This window comes from Pseudonocardia sp. TRM90224, assembly GCF_021245725.1.
Classification (GTDB): Bacteria; Actinomycetota; Actinomycetes; order Mycobacteriales; family Pseudonocardiaceae; genus Pseudonocardia.
Genome location: NZ_JAJGSX010000026.1, coordinates 1 through 18,691, shown reverse-complemented (window position 1 = coordinate 18,691; position 18,691 = coordinate 1). Strand labels below are relative to the sequence as shown.

The 18,691-nt window shown below is 72.5% G+C and carries 18 protein-coding genes; 16 read left to right on the top strand and 2 right to left on the bottom strand.

What is annotated here, in order from left to right:
- Position 1: 1 nt before the first annotated feature.
- From LL648_RS28640 to LL648_RS28620, 5 genes are read left to right on the top strand one after another with little or no spacing between them, the layout of a single operon-like run.
- A complete protein-coding gene (locus tag LL648_RS28640) occupies positions 2-1,279 on the top strand; it encodes a phenylacetate--CoA ligase family protein (RefSeq protein WP_232665864.1) in 1,278 nt (425 codons plus the stop codon).
- A gap of 11 nt (positions 1,280-1,290) precedes the next feature.
- Positions 1,291-1,824 carry a UGSC family (seleno)protein gene (locus LL648_RS28635; RefSeq protein ID WP_232665863.1) on the top strand — a complete coding sequence of 178 codons (534 nt, stop codon included), beginning with the start codon at positions 1,291-1,293 and terminating at the stop codon, positions 1,822-1,824.
- Positions 1,821-2,888, top strand: a complete 1,068-nt coding sequence (locus tag LL648_RS28630; protein ID WP_232665862.1) for a hypothetical protein — start codon at positions 1,821-1,823, stop codon at positions 2,886-2,888. Before LL648_RS28635 ends, LL648_RS28630 begins: the two co-directional genes overlap by 4 nt.
- Positions 2,881-3,987 (top strand): zinc-dependent alcohol dehydrogenase, encoded by a 1,107-nt coding sequence (locus LL648_RS28625; protein ID WP_232665861.1) that lies wholly within the window; start codon positions 2,881-2,883, stop codon positions 3,985-3,987. Before LL648_RS28630 ends, LL648_RS28625 begins: the two co-directional genes overlap by 8 nt.
- A 2-nt stretch (positions 3,988-3,989) precedes the next feature.
- A complete protein-coding gene (locus LL648_RS28620; protein WP_232665860.1) occupies positions 3,990-5,003 on the top strand; it encodes an amidohydrolase family protein in 1,014 nt (337 codons plus the stop codon).
- Positions 5,004-5,028: 25 nt separating this feature from the next.
- Here the strand turns inward: LL648_RS28620 and LL648_RS28615 are convergent, their stop codons facing one another.
- Positions 5,029-6,165: a GAF domain-containing sensor histidine kinase gene (locus LL648_RS28615; protein ID WP_232665859.1), complete on the bottom strand. Its 1,137-nt coding sequence runs from the start codon at positions 6,163-6,165 to the stop codon at positions 5,029-5,031.
- A gap of 278 nt (positions 6,166-6,443) precedes the next feature.
- Here LL648_RS28615 and LL648_RS28610 point away from each other — a divergent pair, with 278 nt between their 5' ends.
- The 9 genes from LL648_RS28610 (at position 6,444) to LL648_RS28570 (ending at position 16,510) form a co-directional block, all read left to right on the top strand.
- Positions 6,444-8,021 (top strand): ABC transporter substrate-binding protein, encoded by a 1,578-nt coding sequence (locus LL648_RS28610; protein WP_232665858.1) that lies wholly within the window; start codon positions 6,444-6,446, stop codon positions 8,019-8,021.
- Positions 8,018-9,016 carry an ABC transporter permease gene (locus LL648_RS28605; RefSeq protein WP_232665857.1) on the top strand — a complete coding sequence of 333 codons (999 nt, stop codon included), beginning with the start codon at positions 8,018-8,020 and terminating at the stop codon, positions 9,014-9,016. Before LL648_RS28610 ends, LL648_RS28605 begins: the two co-directional genes overlap by 4 nt.
- Positions 9,003-9,848: an ABC transporter permease gene (locus tag LL648_RS28600; RefSeq protein WP_232665856.1), complete on the top strand. Its 846-nt coding sequence runs from the start codon at positions 9,003-9,005 to the stop codon at positions 9,846-9,848. Before LL648_RS28605 ends, LL648_RS28600 begins: the two co-directional genes overlap by 14 nt.
- Positions 9,845-10,873 carry an ABC transporter ATP-binding protein gene (locus LL648_RS28595; protein ID WP_232665855.1) on the top strand — a complete coding sequence of 343 codons (1,029 nt, stop codon included), beginning with the start codon at positions 9,845-9,847 and terminating at the stop codon, positions 10,871-10,873. Before LL648_RS28600 ends, LL648_RS28595 begins: the two co-directional genes overlap by 4 nt.
- A complete protein-coding gene (locus LL648_RS28590; protein WP_232665854.1) occupies positions 10,870-11,874 on the top strand; it encodes an ABC transporter ATP-binding protein in 1,005 nt (334 codons plus the stop codon). The genes LL648_RS28595 and LL648_RS28590 overlap by 4 nt, the downstream gene beginning before the upstream one ends.
- A gap of 40 nt (positions 11,875-11,914) precedes the next feature.
- Positions 11,915-12,622 (top strand): response regulator, encoded by a 708-nt coding sequence (locus LL648_RS28585; RefSeq protein WP_232665927.1) that lies wholly within the window; start codon positions 11,915-11,917, stop codon positions 12,620-12,622.
- A 97-nt stretch (positions 12,623-12,719) separates the two neighbouring features.
- Positions 12,720-13,607 carry a methylenetetrahydrofolate reductase gene (locus LL648_RS28580; protein ID WP_232665853.1) on the top strand — a complete coding sequence of 296 codons (888 nt, stop codon included), beginning with the start codon at positions 12,720-12,722 and terminating at the stop codon, positions 13,605-13,607.
- Between the two features lie 201 nt (positions 13,608-13,808).
- Positions 13,809-14,882: a hypothetical protein gene (locus LL648_RS28575; protein ID WP_232665852.1), complete on the top strand. Its 1,074-nt coding sequence runs from the start codon at positions 13,809-13,811 to the stop codon at positions 14,880-14,882.
- A 302-nt stretch (positions 14,883-15,184) separates the two neighbouring features.
- Positions 15,185-16,510 carry an AIM24 family protein gene (locus LL648_RS28570; protein WP_232665851.1) on the top strand — a complete coding sequence of 442 codons (1,326 nt, stop codon included), beginning with the start codon at positions 15,185-15,187 and terminating at the stop codon, positions 16,508-16,510.
- Positions 16,511-16,822: 312 nt separating this feature from the next.
- Here the strand turns inward: LL648_RS28570 and LL648_RS28565 are convergent, their stop codons facing one another.
- Positions 16,823-17,416 carry a TetR/AcrR family transcriptional regulator gene (locus tag LL648_RS28565; protein ID WP_232665850.1) on the bottom strand — a complete coding sequence of 198 codons (594 nt, stop codon included), beginning with the start codon at positions 17,414-17,416 and terminating at the stop codon, positions 16,823-16,825.
- 94 nt (positions 17,417-17,510) lie between these two features.
- Between LL648_RS28565 and LL648_RS28560 the strand changes: the two genes are divergently transcribed.
- Positions 17,511-18,101 carry a hypothetical protein gene (locus LL648_RS28560; protein ID WP_232665849.1) on the top strand — a complete coding sequence of 197 codons (591 nt, stop codon included), beginning with the start codon at positions 17,511-17,513 and terminating at the stop codon, positions 18,099-18,101.
- Between the two features lie 212 nt (positions 18,102-18,313).
- A partial coding sequence (locus LL648_RS28555; RefSeq protein WP_374112122.1) for a WD40 repeat domain-containing protein occupies positions 18,314-18,691 on the top strand: 378 nt, incomplete at its 3' end.

The following is an 18,691-nucleotide window of genomic DNA, read 5'->3' as shown; positions in this document are numbered from 1 at the left end:
CATGGGTTTCGTCGCCGCCGAGCACGTCGACGCGGTCACCGAGTTGCTGCGCGCGCAGCTGGAGCGGCTGCCGGCCCGGTCGCCGCTCTACGCCGACCTGTTCGCCGGGCACGGCATCACGCCCGCCGCGTTCGCCGGGCTGGACGACCTGCGGAAGCTGCCGTTCACCGACAAGCAGATGCTGCGCGACTCGCAGGCCGCCGCGCCACCGCTGGGGCGGCACGCCGGCATCGGCATGTCCGAGGTGATCCGGGTGCACGCCTCCACCGGCACCACCGGGCGGCCCAGCTGGGTCGGCGTGACCCGCCGCGACGCCGCCGCCTGGACCGACATGGTGGCGCGGTCGTTCCGCACCATGGGCGCCACCCGCGAGGACGTGATCCTGCACGCCACCGGCATGACGCTGTTCGTCGGCGGGCTGCCCATCCGCGACGCGTTCGAGCGGATCGGGTCGACGGTGGTGCCGATCGGCACCGGGGCGTCGGAGAAGGCCCTGCTGGCGCTGGAGACGCTCGGTGTGACCGCGCTGCACTCCACCCCCTCCTACGCCCGCTACCTGGCCGAGTACCTGCGCGGTCGCGGGCGCGACCCGCGGGGGTTCGGGCTCGCGAAGATCCTCGTCGGCGGCGAGCCGGGCGGCGGCGAGCCCGCCTTCCGCCGGGCCGTCGAGGACGAGTGGGGTGCGCCCGTCACCGAGGGGTTGGGCAACGCTGACATGGCCCCGGTGCTGTTCGGGGAGGCCCCGGGCAGCGGCGGGATGCGGTTCACCGGCGGCCGGCACGTCGTCGTCGAGCTGGTCGACCCGGACAGCGGCGACCCGGTGTCCGCCGAGACCGGCGCCACCGGCGAGCTCGTCTACACCGCGGTCGATCGCGAGTGCTGCCCACTGGTGCGGTTCCGCACCCGCGACCGGGTGCGGGTCACCGGCCGCGCCGACGACGGCGCCCCGCTGATCCGCTGCGTCGGGCGCACCGACGACATGCTGATCGTGCTCGGCGTGAACGTGTTCCCGGCCGCCGTCCGCGACGTCGTGCAGACCTTCCACCCGCGAACCACCGGCGCCGTGCAGATCGTGCTGGCCGGGCCCGGGCCGCGGGTCGAGCCGCCACTGCGCGTCGAGGCCGAGCACGGCGGACCCGGCGACCACACCGCGCTGACCGGGGAGATCGAGTCGATGATCCGGTCCCGGCTGTCGGTCCGCGCGGCCGTGACGCTCGTGCCGCCCGGATCCATCGAACGCTCCGAGATGAAGTCGCGGCTCGTCCGCGTCGACGCCTGAGGAGGAGTCCTGTGCCCAACGTGATCCTCGATCCAACTGGAGGCGCCCGCGCGGTGGCTGCCGCCGGCCAGCGCGCCCCGCGCCGAGCTGATCTCGCCGGCGCCCGGATCGGGCTGCTGGAGAACACCAAGCACAACGCCGACCTCCTGCTCGCCGAGGTGGGCCGGCTGCTCGTCGCCGAGCACGGTGCGGCCGAGGTGGTGCTCGTGAAGACGAAGACGGCGTTCGCCCTGCCCGCCGCCGACGAGCTGATCGCCGAGTTCGCGCAGGCCTGCGACGTCGTCGTGACGGGCGTGGGGGACTGCGGCTCGTGCAGCGCCTCCGCCGTCGCCGACGGGGTGCTGCTGGAGGCCGCCGGTCTGCCGGCCGCGGTGATCTGCAGCGATGCGTTCGTCGCCACCGCCGACGCGATGGCGCAGCTGCGCGGTGCCCCCGGCTACCGCTACCTGACCACGGCGCATCCCGTCGCGATCCTCGACGCCGACGGGGTGCGCGCACGGGCGAAGAACCTCGCGCCCGCTGTTGCGGCACTGCTGACGTCATGAGCGAGCTGGACCCGGACAACGCCCAGGCCGCCATCGAGCACTGCTACGACCAGGGCTGGTCCGACGGGTTGCCGCTGGTACCGGTGTCGCAGCCGCTCCTGGACCGCTTCCTCGCCACGACCGCCCGCGATCCCGGCGAGGTGATCGGGCGGCTGGCCGCGCTGGACCGCCACGTCACCATCGAGCTGGCCGCCATCAACGCGGCGCTGGCCGGCTGCAAGCCCGAGTACTTCCCGGTGGTGCTCGCCGCGTGGGAGGCGCTCATGGCCGAGCGTGCGGCGGGCGGGGGCGGCTGGCAGTCGACGAGCGGGCCGGCGCCGCTGATCGTCGTCAACGGTCCGGTGCGCGACGAGCTGGGCTTCAACAAGGCCGGCGGGGTGTTCGGGCCCGGGTTCCGCGCCAACGCCACGGTCGCCCGCGCGCTCGGGCTGATCGTGCGCAACGCGTTCGGGGTGCACCCGCACGTGTTCGAGCAGGCCACCCAAGGCCTGCCCGGGCGCTGGCAGATGTGCATCGCGGAGAACGAGGAGGAGAGCCCGTGGCCGCCGCTCGCGGCCGAGGCCGGGATCGCGCCGGGCACGTCGGCGGTGTCGGCGACGCTGCTGCGCACCAGCGAGTTCGTCGACAACCGGCACACCAGTAGCGCGGAGCAGCTGCTCGCCGACTTCGCCGACACCCTGGGCCGCAGCGGAGCGTGGATCTTCCGCCACGGCGCGGCCGGGATCGTGTTCTGCCCCGAGCACGCCCAGATGCTCGCCGCCGCCGGTTTCACCCGCGACTGCGTGCGCGCGTGGCTCGCCGAGCACAGTGGCCGCACCGTCGCCGAGCTCGCCCGCGTCGGCAAGGACGGGCTCGGCGACCGAGGGGCGCGGCACGCGAGCGGCGAGCGCGCCGCCGGCTTCGACCGGGTCCTCGCCCCGGACGACCCCCATCACCTGCTGATCGCCGTCGCCGGTGCGCGCAACGCCGGCATCTCCATGGTCGTGCGGATCTTCGGTGCCTGGTCGGGCACCGCGGTCGCCGTCGCGCCCGCCCCTCTCCCGGCAGGAGCCGTGCATGGCTGACACCGTCCGCGCCGCCGTCCAGGTGGCCCCCCGGAAGATCGAGATCCAGGAGTTCGCGCGGCCCGTGATCGGCCCCGACGACGGGCTGCTGCGGGTGGAGGCCAACGGCATCTGCGGCAGCGACGTCGAGTGGTACCGCGGGCATCTCAACCCGGACCGTCCGCCGACCATCCCCGGGCACGAGCCGATGGGGATCGTCGAGGAGATCGGCGACGCGGCCGCAGAGCGGTGGGGGGTGCAGGTCGGAGACCGGGTGGCACTGGAGGTGATCGTGCCCTGCCGCTCGTGCCTGGACTGCCTCACCGGCCGCTACCAGGCCTGCCGCAACCGGCGCTACGGCCACGGCGTGACCCCGGTATCGGTGGCCCCGGCGCTGTGGGGCGGGCTCGCCGAGCACCTCTACCTCACCCCCGGCGCCGTCCTGCACAAGATCGACAAGTCGCTGCCGGCGGAGCTGGCGGTGATGTTCAACCCGCTCGGCGCCGGTGTGCGCTGGGCCGTCCACCTGGGCGGGGTGGGGTTCGGCGACACCCTGCTCGTGCTCGGCGCCGGGCAGCGCGGGCTCGCGTCGGTGATCGCCGCGCGGGCCGCGGGCGCCGGCACGATCATCGTCACCGGCCTGGAAGCCGACGAGCACAAGCTCGCGCTCGCCCGCGAGTTCGGCGCCGACCACACCCTGGTCGTGGACGGCGAGAACGCCGTCGACGTCGTGGAGCGGGTCCGCGAGATCACCGACGGCGCGCTGGCCGATGTCGTCCTGGAGCTGACCCCGATGGCGCACGCCCCCGTCGGGCAGGCCCTGGCGGCCGCGAGGCACGGCGGCACCGTGGTGCTCGCCGGGCTCAAGGGCAACGCGGAGGTGCCGCTGCGCACCGACGTGATCATCAACCGGGCGCTCACCGTGCGCGGCGCGTTCGGCGTCGACGCCCGCGGCTACGCCGAGGCGATCGCGATCATCGAGAGCCGGCGGTTCCCGCTCGAGAAGCTGCACACCCACACGTTCGGGCTCGACGACACCGCGCTGGCCATGGAGGTCCTCGGCGGCGAGGTGCCCGGCGAGCAGGGCGTGCACGTCTCCGTGCACCCGAACGGGCAGTAGCCGTGCTCGTCGACGCCCACGCCCACGTCCTGCCCCGCGAGTGGCCGGCCGACGCGCCGGACTGCCTGCCGCGGATGGAAGCCATCGACGGCGACACCGCACGCCTGCTCGTGTTCGGCGCCATGCGCTTCCGGGCCCGCGACGCGTTCTTCGCCGCCGAGCAGCGCCTGGCGGAGCAGGACGCGTCCGGCGTCGACGTCGAGGTCGTCAGCCCGATGCCGCCGCTGCTGCGCTACGACCTCGCCACCGCCGACGGGCTCACGCTGGCCCGGCACGTCAACGCCTTCACCGCAGAGCTGTGCGCCACGGCCCCGGACCGGCTGATCGGGCTGGGGATCGTGCCTCTGCAGGACCCCGACGCGGCGGCGGCCGAGCTGAAGTCGATCCGCGACCAGGGCCTGGCCGGGGTGGAGATCGCGTCGTCGATCGCGGGCGCGTCGATCGGGGAGGAGCGGTTCCTGCCGTTCTTCACCGAGGCGCAACGGCTGGACCTGGCGGTGTTCGTGCACGCGATGCCCAGCCCCACCGATCGCCTCCCGGCCTCGACCATGGGCACCTACGTCGTCGGGGTGGAGGGCGCGTTCGCCGCCGCGTCGTTCGTCGCCGGCGGCACCGCGGCTGCCTGCCCGGACCTGCGGGTCTCGTTCAGCCACGCCGCCGGCGGCTACCCGTTGATGCTGCCCAGGGCCCAGTACTTCTGGGGCGGCACCTGGAACGAGGAACCGGCCCGCCCCGACCGCGCGATCGCCCACTCCGACGGGCTCTCGCCGATCGATCAGGCGCGCCGGTTCTGGTACGACTCGATGGTCTTCGACCGCCGCGCGCTGCGCTACCTCGTCGACCTGCTCGGCCACGACCGCCTGCTCGTCGGCTCCGACTTCCCGGCCATGCCACGGGAGGAACCGGCCGGCGCCACCCTGCGCAGCATGGGCCTCGACGCGGCGTCGCTGGAGGACGTCACCTGGCACAACGCCTTCCGCTGGCTCGGCCGGCCACCGCCCGGTACCGCTCGTTGATCGACAGCTGACGCCCGCCCGACCGTCAGGGGACCCCGTCGAGGAGAACCGGGACCGGGACGCTCACCCGGACCCGGCACCCGTCGCCGTGGTCGGCCACCGTCGCGGTGCCGCCCCACCGCTCGGCCCGCTCGCGCATCGACACCAGACCCAACGCGCCGGAACGGGGGACCCCGTCACCCAGTCCCACCCCGTCGTCGCACACGTCGACGAGGACGTGCGCACGGCCGAGGCCGTGCTCCGTGCGAACCTGCACCGTCACTCGGCTCGCTTCCGCGTGCTTGACGACGTTGTGCAGCGCCTCCTGCACGATGCGGAACAGGTCCTCCTGCATCTCGGTCGGCAACGGCGGCGCCTCCTCCGCGGCGACGTCGACAGCGAGGCCGGACGTCGCCGCCACCGACTCCGCATGCCCGCGCACCGCGGCGACCAACCCGTGCCCCACCAGTTCGACGGGATGCAGCTGCAGCACCAGGCCGCGCAGGTCGGCCAGCGCGTGCTGGGCGAGCCCGGCCAGCTCGTCGGCCACCGCACGCACCCGCTCCGGGCTGCTCTCCACCGCCGTCCCGATCTGGTCCCGCAGCGCAGCGGCCTGCATGCGCATGGAGAACACGTGCTGCACGGCGGAGTCGTGCAGCTCGCGAGCCAGACGTGCCCGCTCGGCCGCGACGGCGTCGCGCCGCGACCGGGCCAGCAGATCGGCCGAGTCGACGGCCATCGCGGACAGGTCGGCCATCGCGTCGAGGAACTCCAGAGCCGCGGCGTTGGGGATCTCACCGGGAGCGTAGAAGGCATTGAGCACCCCCAGCGGGCGCTTGCGCACCACCAGCGGCACGGCGACGAAGCTGTCCCACTCCGGGGCGCCCATGATCTGGTGCAGCGGCGCCCATGCCGGGTCGGCCATCACCGCCGCCTTGCGGTGCGGCACCACGATGCGGCTCGCGGTGCGGAAGGCCTCCACGAACATCAGGCGGGCCCCTCTCAACCGGCACTGCTCCAGCCGTTCGGGGAAGTCCTCCGCATCGGTGAAACCGGCCTTGCCGACCACGCGCATCGTGCCGCCCTCGACGAGAAGGATCTGCACGGCGGCGATGTGCTCGGCCTGCACCGCCTCCCGGGCGACGACGTCGAGGGTGACGTTGAGCGAACCGGTGTCGGCCACGCTGGACGCTGCCCTGGCGATCGCAGCGAGCCGGCGCTGGCCGAAACGTGCCTGGTCATGACGCTGTCGAGAGTCGAGATCCGTCACCGCGCCCGCCGTCGATCGTCGCGGTGCGTCACCGCGTGTCCGGCAAGTCTCGCCGTCGCGACGGCGTATCACAAGCCGGCGAAGTTCTCTTCCGCCGGACGAAAAGCGCGCTGCCCGGCGGCCTCGCGCTCCTCGAACCTGGGTGCTCGCCCACGAACTGGGAGTGCCACGTGAGACGACGGTTGCAGCACGTGTCCCTCGTACTGGCAGGGCTCCTGGTGCTCGCGGGCTGCGGCGGTGGCGCCGGCCCCGCGGCGAGCGCCCCGGCCGGCCCGCCGCAACGCGGCGGCGAGGTGACCGCACTGGAGGACCAGGGGTTCGCAGGTGGCTGGCCGACCGGCCTGGACCCGGCCACCAGCACCACCGGCGGCGCGAACGTAGCCCAGCTCGGCGCGATCTTCGGTGGCCTGTTCGTGTTGCGCGCCGACGACGACGGCGGCAACGCGAAGGTGGTGCCGAACCAGGCCGAGAGCGCCGAGTTCGCCGACGACGGCAAGACCCTGCGCATCACGATCCGCGACGGCATCACGTTCAGCGACGGCACCCCGTTCGACGCGGCTGCCGTGGCCTTCAACTTCACCCGCGACGTCGGCTCGACCTGCACGTGCGCGCCACGCTGGCCGCTCGCGCAGAACGGCATCACGACCGAGGGCGCCCGCACCGTCGTGCTGCGATTCACCCGCCCGTACGCGAGCGTGCTCAACTCCTTCCCGGTGACGAACGCCAACTGGATCGTCTCGCCGACGGCGCTGAACGCGGCGGGACCGGACGCGTTCAAGGTCAAGCCGGTGGGCGCAGGCCCGTTCGTGGTGGTGTCCAACCAGCTGTCCTCCTCGCTGGTGCTGGAGCGCAACCCGCGCTACTTCAAGCCTGGGCTGCCCTACCTCGACAAGCTCACGTTCACGTCCATCGGGGGCGACCAGCCCGCCTACCAGGCCCTGCTCGCCGGGCAGGCGCAGACCTACGAGGGGCTCAACACCACCCCGCTGCTGCAGCAGGCGCAGACCAACGACCGGTTGACCGTGACCGTGCAACCGGCGACCTCGCCCTACGTCATCCAGCTGAACACGAAGGCCGGCCCGTTCGCCGACGAGCGGGCGCGCCAGGCGATCTACTACGCCACCGACTTCGACGCGATCGCGAAAGGCCTGTTCAAGGGTCTCTACCCGGTCAGCCAGTCGTTCACCGGGCCCGGTGGTCTGTTCCACGAGCAGACGGTGCCGGGCTACCGCACCTACGACCCGGCGAAGGCCAAGCAGCTCGTGAGCGAGCTGGGCGGGCTCACCGTCAACCTCGGCACGCTCCGCACCTACGTCGCCCAGCAGGTGATGACCGCGCTGCAGACGCAGTGGCAGGAGGCCGGCATCACGGTCAAGACCGACATCTACGAGCTGTCCAACCTCGTGCAGTCGTTCAACTCCGGCCAATGGCAGGCGATGCTGCAGACCGCGGGGGCGTGGGATCCGGCGTCCGGGGTCGGCGTCGCGTTCCGGTTCGCGTCCACCTCCCCGTTCAGCGGGGTGGCCGACCCGCAGCTCGACGGCCTGCTCGACCAGGCGGCCGCCACCCTCGACGCCGAGGAACGCGCCGCGCTCTACAGGCAGGCGGGCGCCTACATCAGCGAGAAGTCCTACGCCCCGTTCGGGCTGGCGTTCGCCCCGGCCAACCTCGCCGTCCGCGGTGTGCACGGACCCGGGCTGACCACGAAGATCCCGCCGATCGTCGTCAACGCCGGCATCCTGTGGGACGAGGTGTGGAGGACGCAGTGACCACCGTGACCCGCGCCGCGCCGACTTTGCTGACGTCACCCGGGGCCCGGCTCGTCGGCAAGCGGCTGCTCATGGCCGTGCCGATCGTGATCGGGGTCAGCATCGTGACGTTCTGGGTGCTGAACCTGATCCCCGGCAGCGCGGCGCAGCAACTGCTCGGCCCGGAAGCCACGCCGGCGCAGATCCAGGCGCTGGAGGCTCGGCTCGGCCTCGACCGGCCGGCGCCGGTGCGGTACCTGGCGTGGCTCGGCGGCGCGGTCACCGGGGACCTGGGCACGTCGCTGGTGAGCGGGCAGCCGGTGGCGGGCCTGCTGGGGGAGCGCCTCGCCGTCAGCGGCGAGCTGGTGATGCTGGCGTTCGTGATCTCGCTCGGGCTCGCGCTGCCCGTCGCGCTGCTGGCGGCGCACCGGCCGGGGCGGCTGTTCGACCGGGTCAGCATGCTGGTGAGCATCACGGGCCTGTCGGTGGCCAACTACGTGCTGGCGCTGCTGCTGGTGCTGGTGTTCGCCGTCGAGCTGGCCCTGTTCCCGGCCATCGGGTTCGTGCCGCTGACGGAGAGTGTCGGGGGCAACCTGCAGGGGATGGCGCTGCCCGCCGCGGCGATCGCGTTCCCGCTGTTCTGCTTCTACACCCGGTTCCTGCGCGGCGACCTCGTCGACCAGTTGCAGGGCGAGGACTACATCGTGACGGCCAGGGCGAAGGGCATCGGGCCCTGGCAGGTGCTGCTGCGGCACGCGTTCCGCAACTCCGCTTTCGGGCTGATCACCGTGGTCGGGCTGAACCTCGGCACGCTCATCGGCGCCACCGTGATCATCGAGCAGATCTTCGCCCTGCCCGGCATCGGCCAGCTGATGTTGCAGGCGATCAACACCCGCGACTTCGTCGTCGTCCAGGCGTGCGTGGTGCTCTTCGCCGTCGTCGCAGTGGTGGCGAACCTGCTCGCCGACCTGCTCTACGCCGTGCTCGACCCGAGGATCCGCTATGGCAGTCGCTGAGGTCGCGCCGACGGTGCTGCGCTACCGGCTGCGGTACCTCGACGTGCTGGTGCCGGCCACTGTGATCGCCGTGGTCGTGCTGGCCTGCCTGGTCGGCCCGGCGCTGTTCGCGCTCCCCGAGCCCACCGGCGGCGACGTCCTGGAGTCCTACATGCCGGCGCTCTCGCCCGGCCACCTGCTCGGCACCGACCCCAACGGCAACGACACCCTGTCGCGGCTGCTGCACGGCGGGCGCTCGTCGCTGCTGGTTGCGGTTGCGGTGAACCTGCTCGGACTGGTCGTCGGGGGCACGCTCGGTGCGGTCTCCGGCCACGTCGGCGGGCTCACCGACACGGTCATCATGCGGTTGCTCGACGTGCTGATCGCGTTCCCGTCGCTGGTGCTGACCCTCGCGGTGGCGCAGAGCCTGGGCCCGAGCCGCACCAACACGATCCTCGCGCTGGCGTTCTTCAGCGTGCCGGCGTTCGCGCGGATCGCCCGCGCGGCGACGCTGCGGCTGCGGGAGCTGCCGTTCATGGTGGCAGGGCAACTGTGCGGCACCCCGACGCCGCGCATCCTGCTGCGGCACGTGGCGCCCAACATCGCCCCGCAGCTGATCACCTTCGGGATGCTCGGCATGGGCATCGTGATCGTCATCGAGGGGGCGCTGAGCTTCCTCGGGCTGGGCATCCCGCCCCCTGCGCCGAGCTGGGGCAACATGATCTCCCAGGGCCAGCAGAGCCTGTCGGCGACCCCGTCGCTGGTGGTGTGGCCGTGCCTCACGCTGTTCGTGACGGTGCTGGCGTTCAACCTGCTCGGGGAGGCGCTGCGCGCGCGGTGGAGCGGTCGGTGACCGGGCTGGTGGGGGAGTTCGCGACGCCGGTGGCGGCCGGCGAGGTGGCCGAGCCACTGCTGGAGGTGACGGACCTGCGGGTGCGGTTCCGCACCCGCGGGACCGTGGTGCACGCCGTCAACGGCCTGTCCTACCGGGTGCACGCGGGCCGGATGCTGGCGGTGATCGGTGAGTCCGGCTCGGGCAAGAGCGTCGGGTCGCGGGCGCTGATGGGTCTGCTGCCCGAGACGGCGCAGGTGTCGGGATCGGCCCGGTTCGCCGGCACCGAGCTGATCGGCATGCCCGAGCGTGAGCTGCGCGCCCGCCGCGGCGCCGACATCGCCATGGTCTTCCAGGACCCGACGCGCTCCCTGAACCCGACGATGCGGATCGGCGCGCAGGTGGCCGAGGCCGTACGGGCGCACTCCTCGCTGAATCGTCGAGCCGCGCTCGACAAGGCCGTCGAGCTGCTCGGGCTGGTGCGGCTGCCCGCACCCGAGCGGCGCGCCGTCGAGTACCCGCACCAGCTCTCCGGCGGGATGCGCCAGCGCGTCATGATCGCGATCGCGCTGGCTGCCCGTCCGCGGTTGCTCGTGGCCGACGAGGCCACCACGGCGCTCGACGTCACCACGCAGGCCCAGATCATGGAGCTGCTCGTCGACCTGCAGGAACGGTTCGGGATGGCCGTCGTGCTGATCAGCCACGACCTGGGGCTCGCGGCCAGCTACGCGCAGGACGTGCTCGTCATGTACGCGGGTCGCGCCGTCGAGTACGCGCCGGCGCAAGTGCTGTTCGCCGACGTGCGGATGCCCTACACGAGGGCGCTGCTGGGGGCGGTGCCGCAGCTGGAGCGCGAACCGCACTCCCTGCTGCCCGTGGTGCCCGGCCAGCCGCCCGACCTCGCGCGGCTGCCGGCCGGCTGCCCGTTCCGGCCGCGCTGCACGGCGGCCGACGACGCGTGCGGCGAGGCACCGCCGTTCACCGAGCACGAGCCGGGGCACTGGTGGGCCTGCTGGCACGCCGACGGGGGAGAGGAGGCCCGATGACGGCCCCGCTGCTGGAGGTGCGCGACCTCGTCCAGGAGTTCCCGGTGCGCGGAGCCGGTGGGGTCCGCGGCGGGGTGGTGCACGCCGTCTCGCAGGTCTCGTTCGACGTGCGGGCGGGCGAGACCCTCGGGGTTGTCGGCGAGACCGGGTCGGGCAAGTCGACCCTCGCCCGGTCGATCGTCCAGGCACCACGGCCCAAGTCGGGCAGCGTCAACTTCCGCGGCACCGACCTCGTCGGGCTGCGCCACCGCGACCTCGTCGCCGCGCGCCGGCACCTGCAGATGGTGTTCCAGGACCCGTTCGGGTCGCTCGACCCGCGCTGGCGGGTCGCCGAGCTCGTCAAGGAACCGCTCGTCGGGTACGGGGTGCGGACGGGTCGACGCGCGCGGGTGCGGGAGCTGCTGGACCTCGTCGGCCTGGCGCCCGACGTGTTCGGCAGCCGCCGCCCGCACCAGCTGTCGGGCGGGCAGTGCCAGCGCGTCGCCATCGCGCGGGCCATCGCGCTCGATCCCGCGCTGGTGATCTGCGACGAGGCCGTGTCCTCCCTGGACGTGCTCATCCAGGCACAGGTGCTGAACCTGTTCGAGCGGCTGCGCTCCGAACTGGGGTTGTCCTACCTGTTCATCTCCCACGACCTCGGGCTGGTCAAGCAGGTCAGCGACCGGGTCGCCGTCCTGCACCTCGGGCAGCTCGCCGAGATCGGCCCGGGCCAGGACCTCTACCGTCACCCGCTGCACCCGTACACGGCGGCGCTGCTGGACTCGATCCCCGGCCTCGACACGCGCACCGGCAAGGCCCGCCGACCGCGCCCGCTCGCCGGCGAGCCGCCGTCGCCGCTGGACCCGCCGAGCGGATGCCGGTTCCGCACCCGCTGCCCGCGGGCCCAGGCGCGGTGCGCGATCGAGCAGCCCGTGCTCGTCGAGCAGCGCCCCGACCATCGCGTCGCATGCCACTTCCCGCTGGAACCCGGCATGCTTGGGGAACGGGACGCCCTGCGGTGACGGAGAGCGCGTCGTGACGGACACGGAAGCGGGTGGCGCGATGGCTCGGAACGGCAGCCGGTCCGTTCCGCAGGAGCAGCCCGAGCCGCGCGGGCGGATCCGGGTGCTCCTCGTCGACGACCACGCCGTCGTCCGCCGCGGGATCCGCGCGTACCTCGAGGTGCTCGACGACATCCAGGTCGTCGCCGAGGCGGGGCACGGGCTGGAGGCGCTCGAGCGGATGGCGGCCATGGCTGCGCACGGCGAGCTGCCCGACGTGGTGCTCATAGACCTGCTCATGCCCAAGCTCGACGGAGTGGCCACCACCGCGCGGATCATGGAGCGCTACCCCGTCATGCGGGTGGTGGTGCTGACCAGCTTCGGCGAGATGGAGCGCGTGCACGCCGCACTGGCCAACGGCGCGGCCGGGTACCTGCTCAAGGACGCCGAGCCGTCGGAGATCGTCGCGGCGATCCGCGCCGCAGCCTGCGGCGAGGTCTTCCTCGACCCGGCCGTGGCGCGCAAGCTCACGCAGGAGATCGTGTCGCCGCCCAAGGGGCTGGGCGCGCTCACCAGCCGCGAGCGCGACGTGCTCGCGCTGGTGGCGCAGGGCCGTTCCAACCAGGAGATCGCCGACGAGCTCGTGATCAGCGAGCGCACCGCGCGCACCCACGTCAGCAACGTGCTGCGCAAGCTCCAGCTCGCCTCCCGTACCCAGGCCGCGCTCGTCGCCGTGAGCCAGGGGTTGGTGCCGCCCCCGGTGGCCTGAGCTACGTCAACTGTCCCGCCCCGGGCGCGACAGCCGCCGACGCAGGTCCGGTCATCGGAGAGATCCCCAGGTGGGGCCGGTTTCCTACCGTCGATGCATGGCCATCCTGAGCGAGATACCGCGCCGCCGGCCCACCCCGGAAGCGCGGGCGGCGCTCGCCGGTGCGCTGGCCGACGTGAGCTACGAGGTGCTCCCGATGGCGCGCACCGAGGACAAGGTGCTCGACCACGTGCCTGCGACCGTCCCGCTCACCGTCACGACGACGGAGGCGCGCGGCCTGCGGCCCACCGTCGACCTCGCCGTGGCACTGACCGGCCGCGGGTACCGGGCGGCGCCGCACCTGGCGGCGCGCCTCGTGCGCGACGAGGCACAGCTCGTCGACCTGGTCGCGGAGCTGCAGGCGGGCGGGGTCGACTCGGTGTTCGTGATCGGCGGCGACGCCGCCGAACCCGCGGGCGAGTTCCCCGACGCGCTCGCGCTGCTGACGACGCTGGAGCGGATCGGGCACCCGTTCAGCTCCGTCGGGATCGGTGGCTACCCGGAGGGGCACGGCGCGATCGCCGACGCGCAGATCGAGCAGGCTCTGGAGAGCAAGGCCCCGCACGCCACCCACGTGCTCACCCAGCTCTGCTTCGATCCCGCCGCCACGCTCGCCTGGGCGCGGCGCGTGCACGCGTCCGGCGTCCACCTGCCGATCCGCGTCGGCATCCCCGGCGCGGTGCGGCGACAGAAACTGGTCCGGATCTCGGCCGGCCTCGGGCTCGGGCAGTCGGCCCGTTTCCTCGCCAAGCAGCAGAGCCTGCTGTGGCGGTTCTTCCTGCCCGGTGGCTACCGGCCCGACCCGCTCGTCGACCGGCTCACCCCCGCCATCGCCGAGGCGGGGAACGGGCTGGCCGGGTTCCACGTCTTCACGTTCAACGACCTCGCCGGCACCGAGGCTTGGCGCCAGGAGCGGCTCGCGCGGCTGTCGGCAGACCCGTCGTGACCGCACCGGCTCATGCGCGTCGAGTTCGCCGCCCACTCCGGCGGGTCGCTGGACCTGGCCGGGCCGCACCGTCGGTGGGCAGTCGGTGGCTGGTGTCGGCGACGCCCACGACAACGTGCAGGCGGAGGATCGTCGGCGCGAATCATGGTGCTGGGGGCGGCGTCGAGGCTGCCTGGTCCATCCGTTGGGAGGATCACTCGCATGCGTCCGCAGACCCGAGCCGCCGTCGCGGCATGCCTGGCCATGTTGGCGGAGCCGTACACCGACGAGGAACGCATGCAGCGATCTCGCCCGCCGTACCCGTTGCCAAACCGGTTGCTGCCCCAGCAGGCCGTGGCCGTCGCAGAGCTGACTCGGTTGGTCGACTCGGGCTTCGATGGCAGCTGCCTGACCAGCCCTCGGATGATCTGGCCCAGCGAGTGGCGGAGCCACGCAATGCGGGTGCTCCTGCTCGGCTTCCACTGGAGCGCGATCGATGCGCTCGTCCTGATCGTGGCGGCCGGGGACGTGTCGCCGGGCGAGCTCGAGGCCACCGTTGCGGCAGTCGACTCGGCCTTCGACCGCAACCTCCTGCGCGGCCAGCTCATCCACATGCTGCTCGCCGTCGGCGACGTGCCGGAAGCGGAGCGCGTGTCCGAGTCGCTCGAGCCGTGGAAGGCCGACGGCTCGGACTGGCGATTCTACGGCCATCGCTACATCGCTCGCTGGTTCGCTGAGCGAGGGGACGCGCCAGAGTTCCTGGCCCGGTGGAAAGCGCTCAACGCGAGCGCAGAGCGCCTTGAGATGGCCAGACTCAAGGGCTTTCTCGTCAGCTCGGTCAGCCGCCAGCACGGCTGGCGGGCGGGCCTCGCGCTGACGGCGGACCGTCGGATCGGACCCCGGTTCCGTCACGAGGCCTTCCAGTCCCTCGCCGAGGACGGCGCCGTTGCCGAGTTGATGGAGGCGTTCTCCGCAGCGGACGTGCGCGACCTGGTCACCGAGGTCGAGCAGCTCGCCCTGCTGGCGAAGGCGCTGAGCGTGACCGCGACGCGCACCGGGTTCGCGAACCGGGAGCCGTTCAGCGAGATCCTCGACCGGATCATTGCCCTCGACACCTCGGACAAGGCCACCATGCGGGCCCGCGACGCCATGCTCGTCGACCTCTGGCCGGCCTACCCCGACCAGGCGGCCCTCACCCTCGGGAGGAAGGCGGCCAGAGCGCCGCGGAACAAGCGCGAGCTCGTCGAGCTGCACCCGGAGGTCATCCGCCCCGACGACGTACCGGCGATTCCCTGACCAGGTTCCAGCAGGTGCGGCCGCTCGTCAGCCTCCGAGCAGCCCCGGGTGGTGCTGGGATCCACGCCCCGCAGAGACCGGACCAGTCGCCGGCGATTGATCCCGTGATCAATCTGGCCACCCTGCCTGCCCATCGAGCGTGGGAGGTGAGGGTTCGCCGGGGGAGTGTTCGCCGCTACGTGACCGTGTCGGTCGTCGCGACCCGGTCCAGGACCTTGATCAGGGGTTGAGCGCTCGCTCGCCCCATCGTGGTACTCGCGCGGCGCGGCGCCCGCCGTCCGGGTAGTGGCAGACTCGGTGCGGTGACGGCACTGTCCCGTGGCGAGAACCGACCCCTGGCAGGTGGCGGGATCGAGATCGCGGTCATCGCCCCGGCCGCGGTTGACGTCTCCGCCCTCCTGCTCGGCGGCGACGGGAAGGTGCGCCGCGACGCGGACTTCGTGTTCTTCAACAACCCGGTCGCCCCGGGCGTCACGCTGCACCACGGGCAGGGTCGCGGCGACGTCGTGCGGGTCGACCTTGCCGCCGTTCCGGCCGACGTTGCCACGATCGCTGTCGCCGCGAGCCTGGACGGTTCCGGCCCCGCGACGTTCGGGCAGGTCGGCCGGCTGGCGATCACGGCGGGCCCGTTCACCTTCGATGTCGACGGCCTGAGCAGCGAGTCGGCCGTCGTCGGCGTCGAGGTCTACCGGCGCGGTGGCGGGTGGAAGGTGCGCGCGATCGGGCAGGGCTGGGACGACGGACTCGCCGGCGTCGCAACCGCGTACGGCGTGGATCTGCTCGCTGATCCCGTGCCGGCGCCCCCGGCGCCCCCGCCTCCGCAGGCCCCGCCCCGGCCCGTTCCGTCCCCGCCCGCCCCGCCCGCCCCGTCCCGAGGAGCGCAGCCCGTGCAAAGCGATCTGTTCAGCCCTGAGCACGCCGAGGTGACCGGGGCCGGTATCCAGAAGCAGGGCGGCAAGATGGCCCGGGTCGCGATGGCCGGCGGTGACGTCATGGCCCGCGCCGGGTCGATGGTCGCCTACCAGGGCGATCTGCGCTTCGAGGCGCTCGGCTCCGGCGGCATCGGCAACCTGATCCGGCAGAAGATGACCGGGGAGGGTGTGCCGCTGATGAAGGTCACCGGCCGCGGCGACCTGTTCCTCGCCGATGCGGCGAGCGACGTGCACCTGATCGACCTCGACGGCACGGACGGGCTCACCGTGAACGGCGCGAACGTGCTCGCCTTCGACTCGACGCTGTCGTACCGCATCGCGCGGGTCTCCGGCGCCGCCGGCTTCGCATCCAACGCTGGACTGTTCAACTGCGAGTTCACCGGCCGCGGCCGCATCGCGATCACCACCGACGGTGCGCCGGTGGTGCTCACGGTCGACCAGCCCACCTTCGCCGACCCGCAGGCTGCGGTGGCCTGGTCGGCGAGCCTGCGCACCGGGTTGACCAGCAACGACACCTTCAACCTCGGCACGCTGCTCGGGCGCAGCACCGGTGAGCGCTACACGCTGTCGTTCCAAGGACGCGGCTTCGTCGTCGTTCAGCCCTCCGAGCTGCCGCCCGGCGGCCTGATCGGCGGAACCGGTGGTGGCGAGCAGGCAGGCACCGGCGGCGGGCTCGGCGGCCTGTTCGGCCGCTGACGCGCGTTCGGAGGTGTCGCCCGCCCTGGCCGGGGACGGCCGGGATCAGGTGGTGGTCGCGCTGTCGGCGGTCTCGCGGCCGTACCAAACGTAGCCGCCGTAGGCCATGGGCAGGCACAGTCCGGCGAGCATCGTCGCGAGAAGGCAGGCGTGGACCAGCCCAGGTCGAGGCTGCCGAGCAGGCCGAGCAGCGCCGCGACACCCGTCTTGAGGGCAGGTGAGAGGCGGGGATGCGTGGGTTCGTCGGGGGCGCGGGCGAGGGTGAGCTTTCGCAACGAGGGGTTGCGTCAAACCTCGGTCACGCGTCGTAGCTCAGGCGGTGACGCCGGCGAGCAACGTATCGGCCAGGGCTGCTGCGCGATCGCGCCGGGAGCCGCGCAGCGCGTCCGGGCCGACGACGTATTCGGTGTACGCCTGGGCCTGGGCCGCGCCGCACAGCGCAAGGGCCAGTGAGTAGGGATCGGCGGACGGCGCGAGCAATCCCGCTTGCTGGCAGGAGGTCAGGTAATCGGCGACGGTGTTGATGGCCAGGTGCGGACCCGTGCCGGCTTCGGCATTCACCTCCTGGTACTTGGCGAACAGATCGCGGTCGGCGATGGCACCCGCGACGAGTGGTAGCGATGCCGCGTAGAAGTCGATCCCGCGCTCGATCAGGTCGACGAGCACGGCGCGCAAGGCCCGCTGGCCGGGTGGGGTGGCGGCGGCCCGCCACGCGCCCAACTCGGGCAGCTCCCGGGACAGCAGGGTGGTGAGCAGTCCGAGCTTCCCGCCGAAGTTCTTCGTCAGGCTGCCCTCCGCTGCGTCGGCCTCCTGCGCGATCTCCCGCGTGGTCAGCCGGGAGACGCCACGCTCGCGCAGCAGTCGGTCCGCAGCGGTGAGGATTCGCTGGCGGGCAGGAGGGGCCATGGTGGGTGCTCCGGCGAGTTGACAAGTGAGGTGAGTGCGCACCACGCTATCAAGGTAAGAATGTGGTGCGCGCTCACCTCACTTTGGAGCTTCGATGACTGTCCCGACCTCCGACCGTGTCGCGGAACGCCCGCCTGCCGCCGTCACGTACTCCCTCGTCCTCGGTTCCACGTTCGCACTGTCCTGGCTGGGATTCGCTGCAGTGCGAGCCCGCGATGGCCGATCGCCGGTCACCGATTGGCTGGATCCCCTGTTGGCGGGTGCAACGCTCGGGGTCAACCTGTTGGCGGTGGTGGCACTGATCGTCTGCTGGCCTGCGATCGCCGCCGGCCGTACACGATCGGCTGTCGCGATCCTGATGGTCACGGCCCTGTGGACCTACATCACGGGTGAGCTGCTTTCCAACACGATCACCATCGGCGAACCCCCCGGCGACATCGGTGGCCTATTGGAGATCTCCTCCGGAGCGATGACCGGCGCAGGCCTGCTCGGCCTGGTCCACCTCGAGTTCGGTCGACGTCGGCGACGCCCCCGTTCGACGATCGCGATCACCGCCCTTGCCGCCACGCTGGCCGTGGCAACCGCGTGGTGGTTCACCCATCCGATCGACCAGCGCGAGTCGGGCACGCCGGTCTGTGTTCCGGGCAACGCCTTGTTCAACGTCACCCACGGCGTTGCCTGCTGAAGGTTCCGGCGTCCCCATGGGGCGGCACGAAGATCGGGCGTCATCCGATTCGCGACTCCAGCGACGCGGTGGCCGAGCTGCACTGCGTCTGTCCAACACCGACAGTCGCGGTAGGCTCGTTGCGCTTCAGCTGATCGAGGAATTGCGCCTGAGCGTGTTCTGCAGACAGCTCCGCCGCGACGGTCCGAGCGTCTCGACCGAGAGGGTCCCGGGTGGCGTCGGCCTCGTCTTCCGATCGGCCGGCGGCCGGCACGACGTCGTCCGCCGATGCACCGAGCAGGGCCGCCACGGTGTGGTCGTTGGTGTTGACCCCTGACGGCACCCACATCGTCACCGGCGGCGGTGACGCCACCGTGCGGATCTGGGACCTCGTCACCGGCAACTCCGTCGGTGACCCGCTCGTCGGCCACACCGGCGATGTGTACGCGGTGGCGATCACGCCCGATGGCACCCGCCTCGTCACCGGCGGCTACGACGCCACCGTGCGGATCTGGGACGTCGCCACCGGGAACCCCGTCGGTGACCCGCTCGTCGGCCACACCGGCGATGTGTACGCGGTGGCGATCACGCCCGATGGCACCCGCCTCGTC

What these genes read in the sequence shown, in the direction of transcription:
- LL648_RS28640 (WP_232665864.1), top strand. Translation starts at nt 2, where the DNA reads ATGGGTTTCGTCGCCGCCGAGCACGTCGACGCGGTCACCGAGTTGCTG.
- LL648_RS28630 (WP_232665862.1), top strand. Translation starts at nt 1,821, where the DNA reads ATGAGCGAGCTGGACCCGGACAACGCCCAGGCCGCCATCGAGCACTGC.
- LL648_RS28625 (WP_232665861.1), top strand. Translation starts at nt 2,881, where the DNA reads ATGGCTGACACCGTCCGCGCCGCCGTCCAGGTGGCCCCCCGGAAGATC.
- LL648_RS28600 (WP_232665856.1), top strand. Translation starts at nt 9,003, where the DNA reads ATGGCAGTCGCTGAGGTCGCGCCGACGGTGCTGCGCTACCGGCTGCGG.
- LL648_RS28590 (WP_232665854.1), top strand. Translation starts at nt 10,870, where the DNA reads ATGACGGCCCCGCTGCTGGAGGTGCGCGACCTCGTCCAGGAGTTCCCG.
- LL648_RS28585 (WP_232665927.1), top strand. Translation starts at nt 11,915, where the DNA reads ATGGCTCGGAACGGCAGCCGGTCCGTTCCGCAGGAGCAGCCCGAGCCG.
- LL648_RS28580 (WP_232665853.1), top strand. Translation starts at nt 12,720, where the DNA reads ATGGCCATCCTGAGCGAGATACCGCGCCGCCGGCCCACCCCGGAAGCG.
- LL648_RS28575 (WP_232665852.1), top strand. Translation starts at nt 13,809, where the DNA reads ATGCGTCCGCAGACCCGAGCCGCCGTCGCGGCATGCCTGGCCATGTTG.
- LL648_RS28565 (WP_232665850.1), bottom strand. Translation starts at nt 17,416, where the DNA reads ATGGCCCCTCCTGCCCGCCAGCGAATCCTCACCGCTGCGGACCGACTG.
- LL648_RS28560 (WP_232665849.1), top strand. Translation starts at nt 17,511, where the DNA reads ATGACTGTCCCGACCTCCGACCGTGTCGCGGAACGCCCGCCTGCCGCC.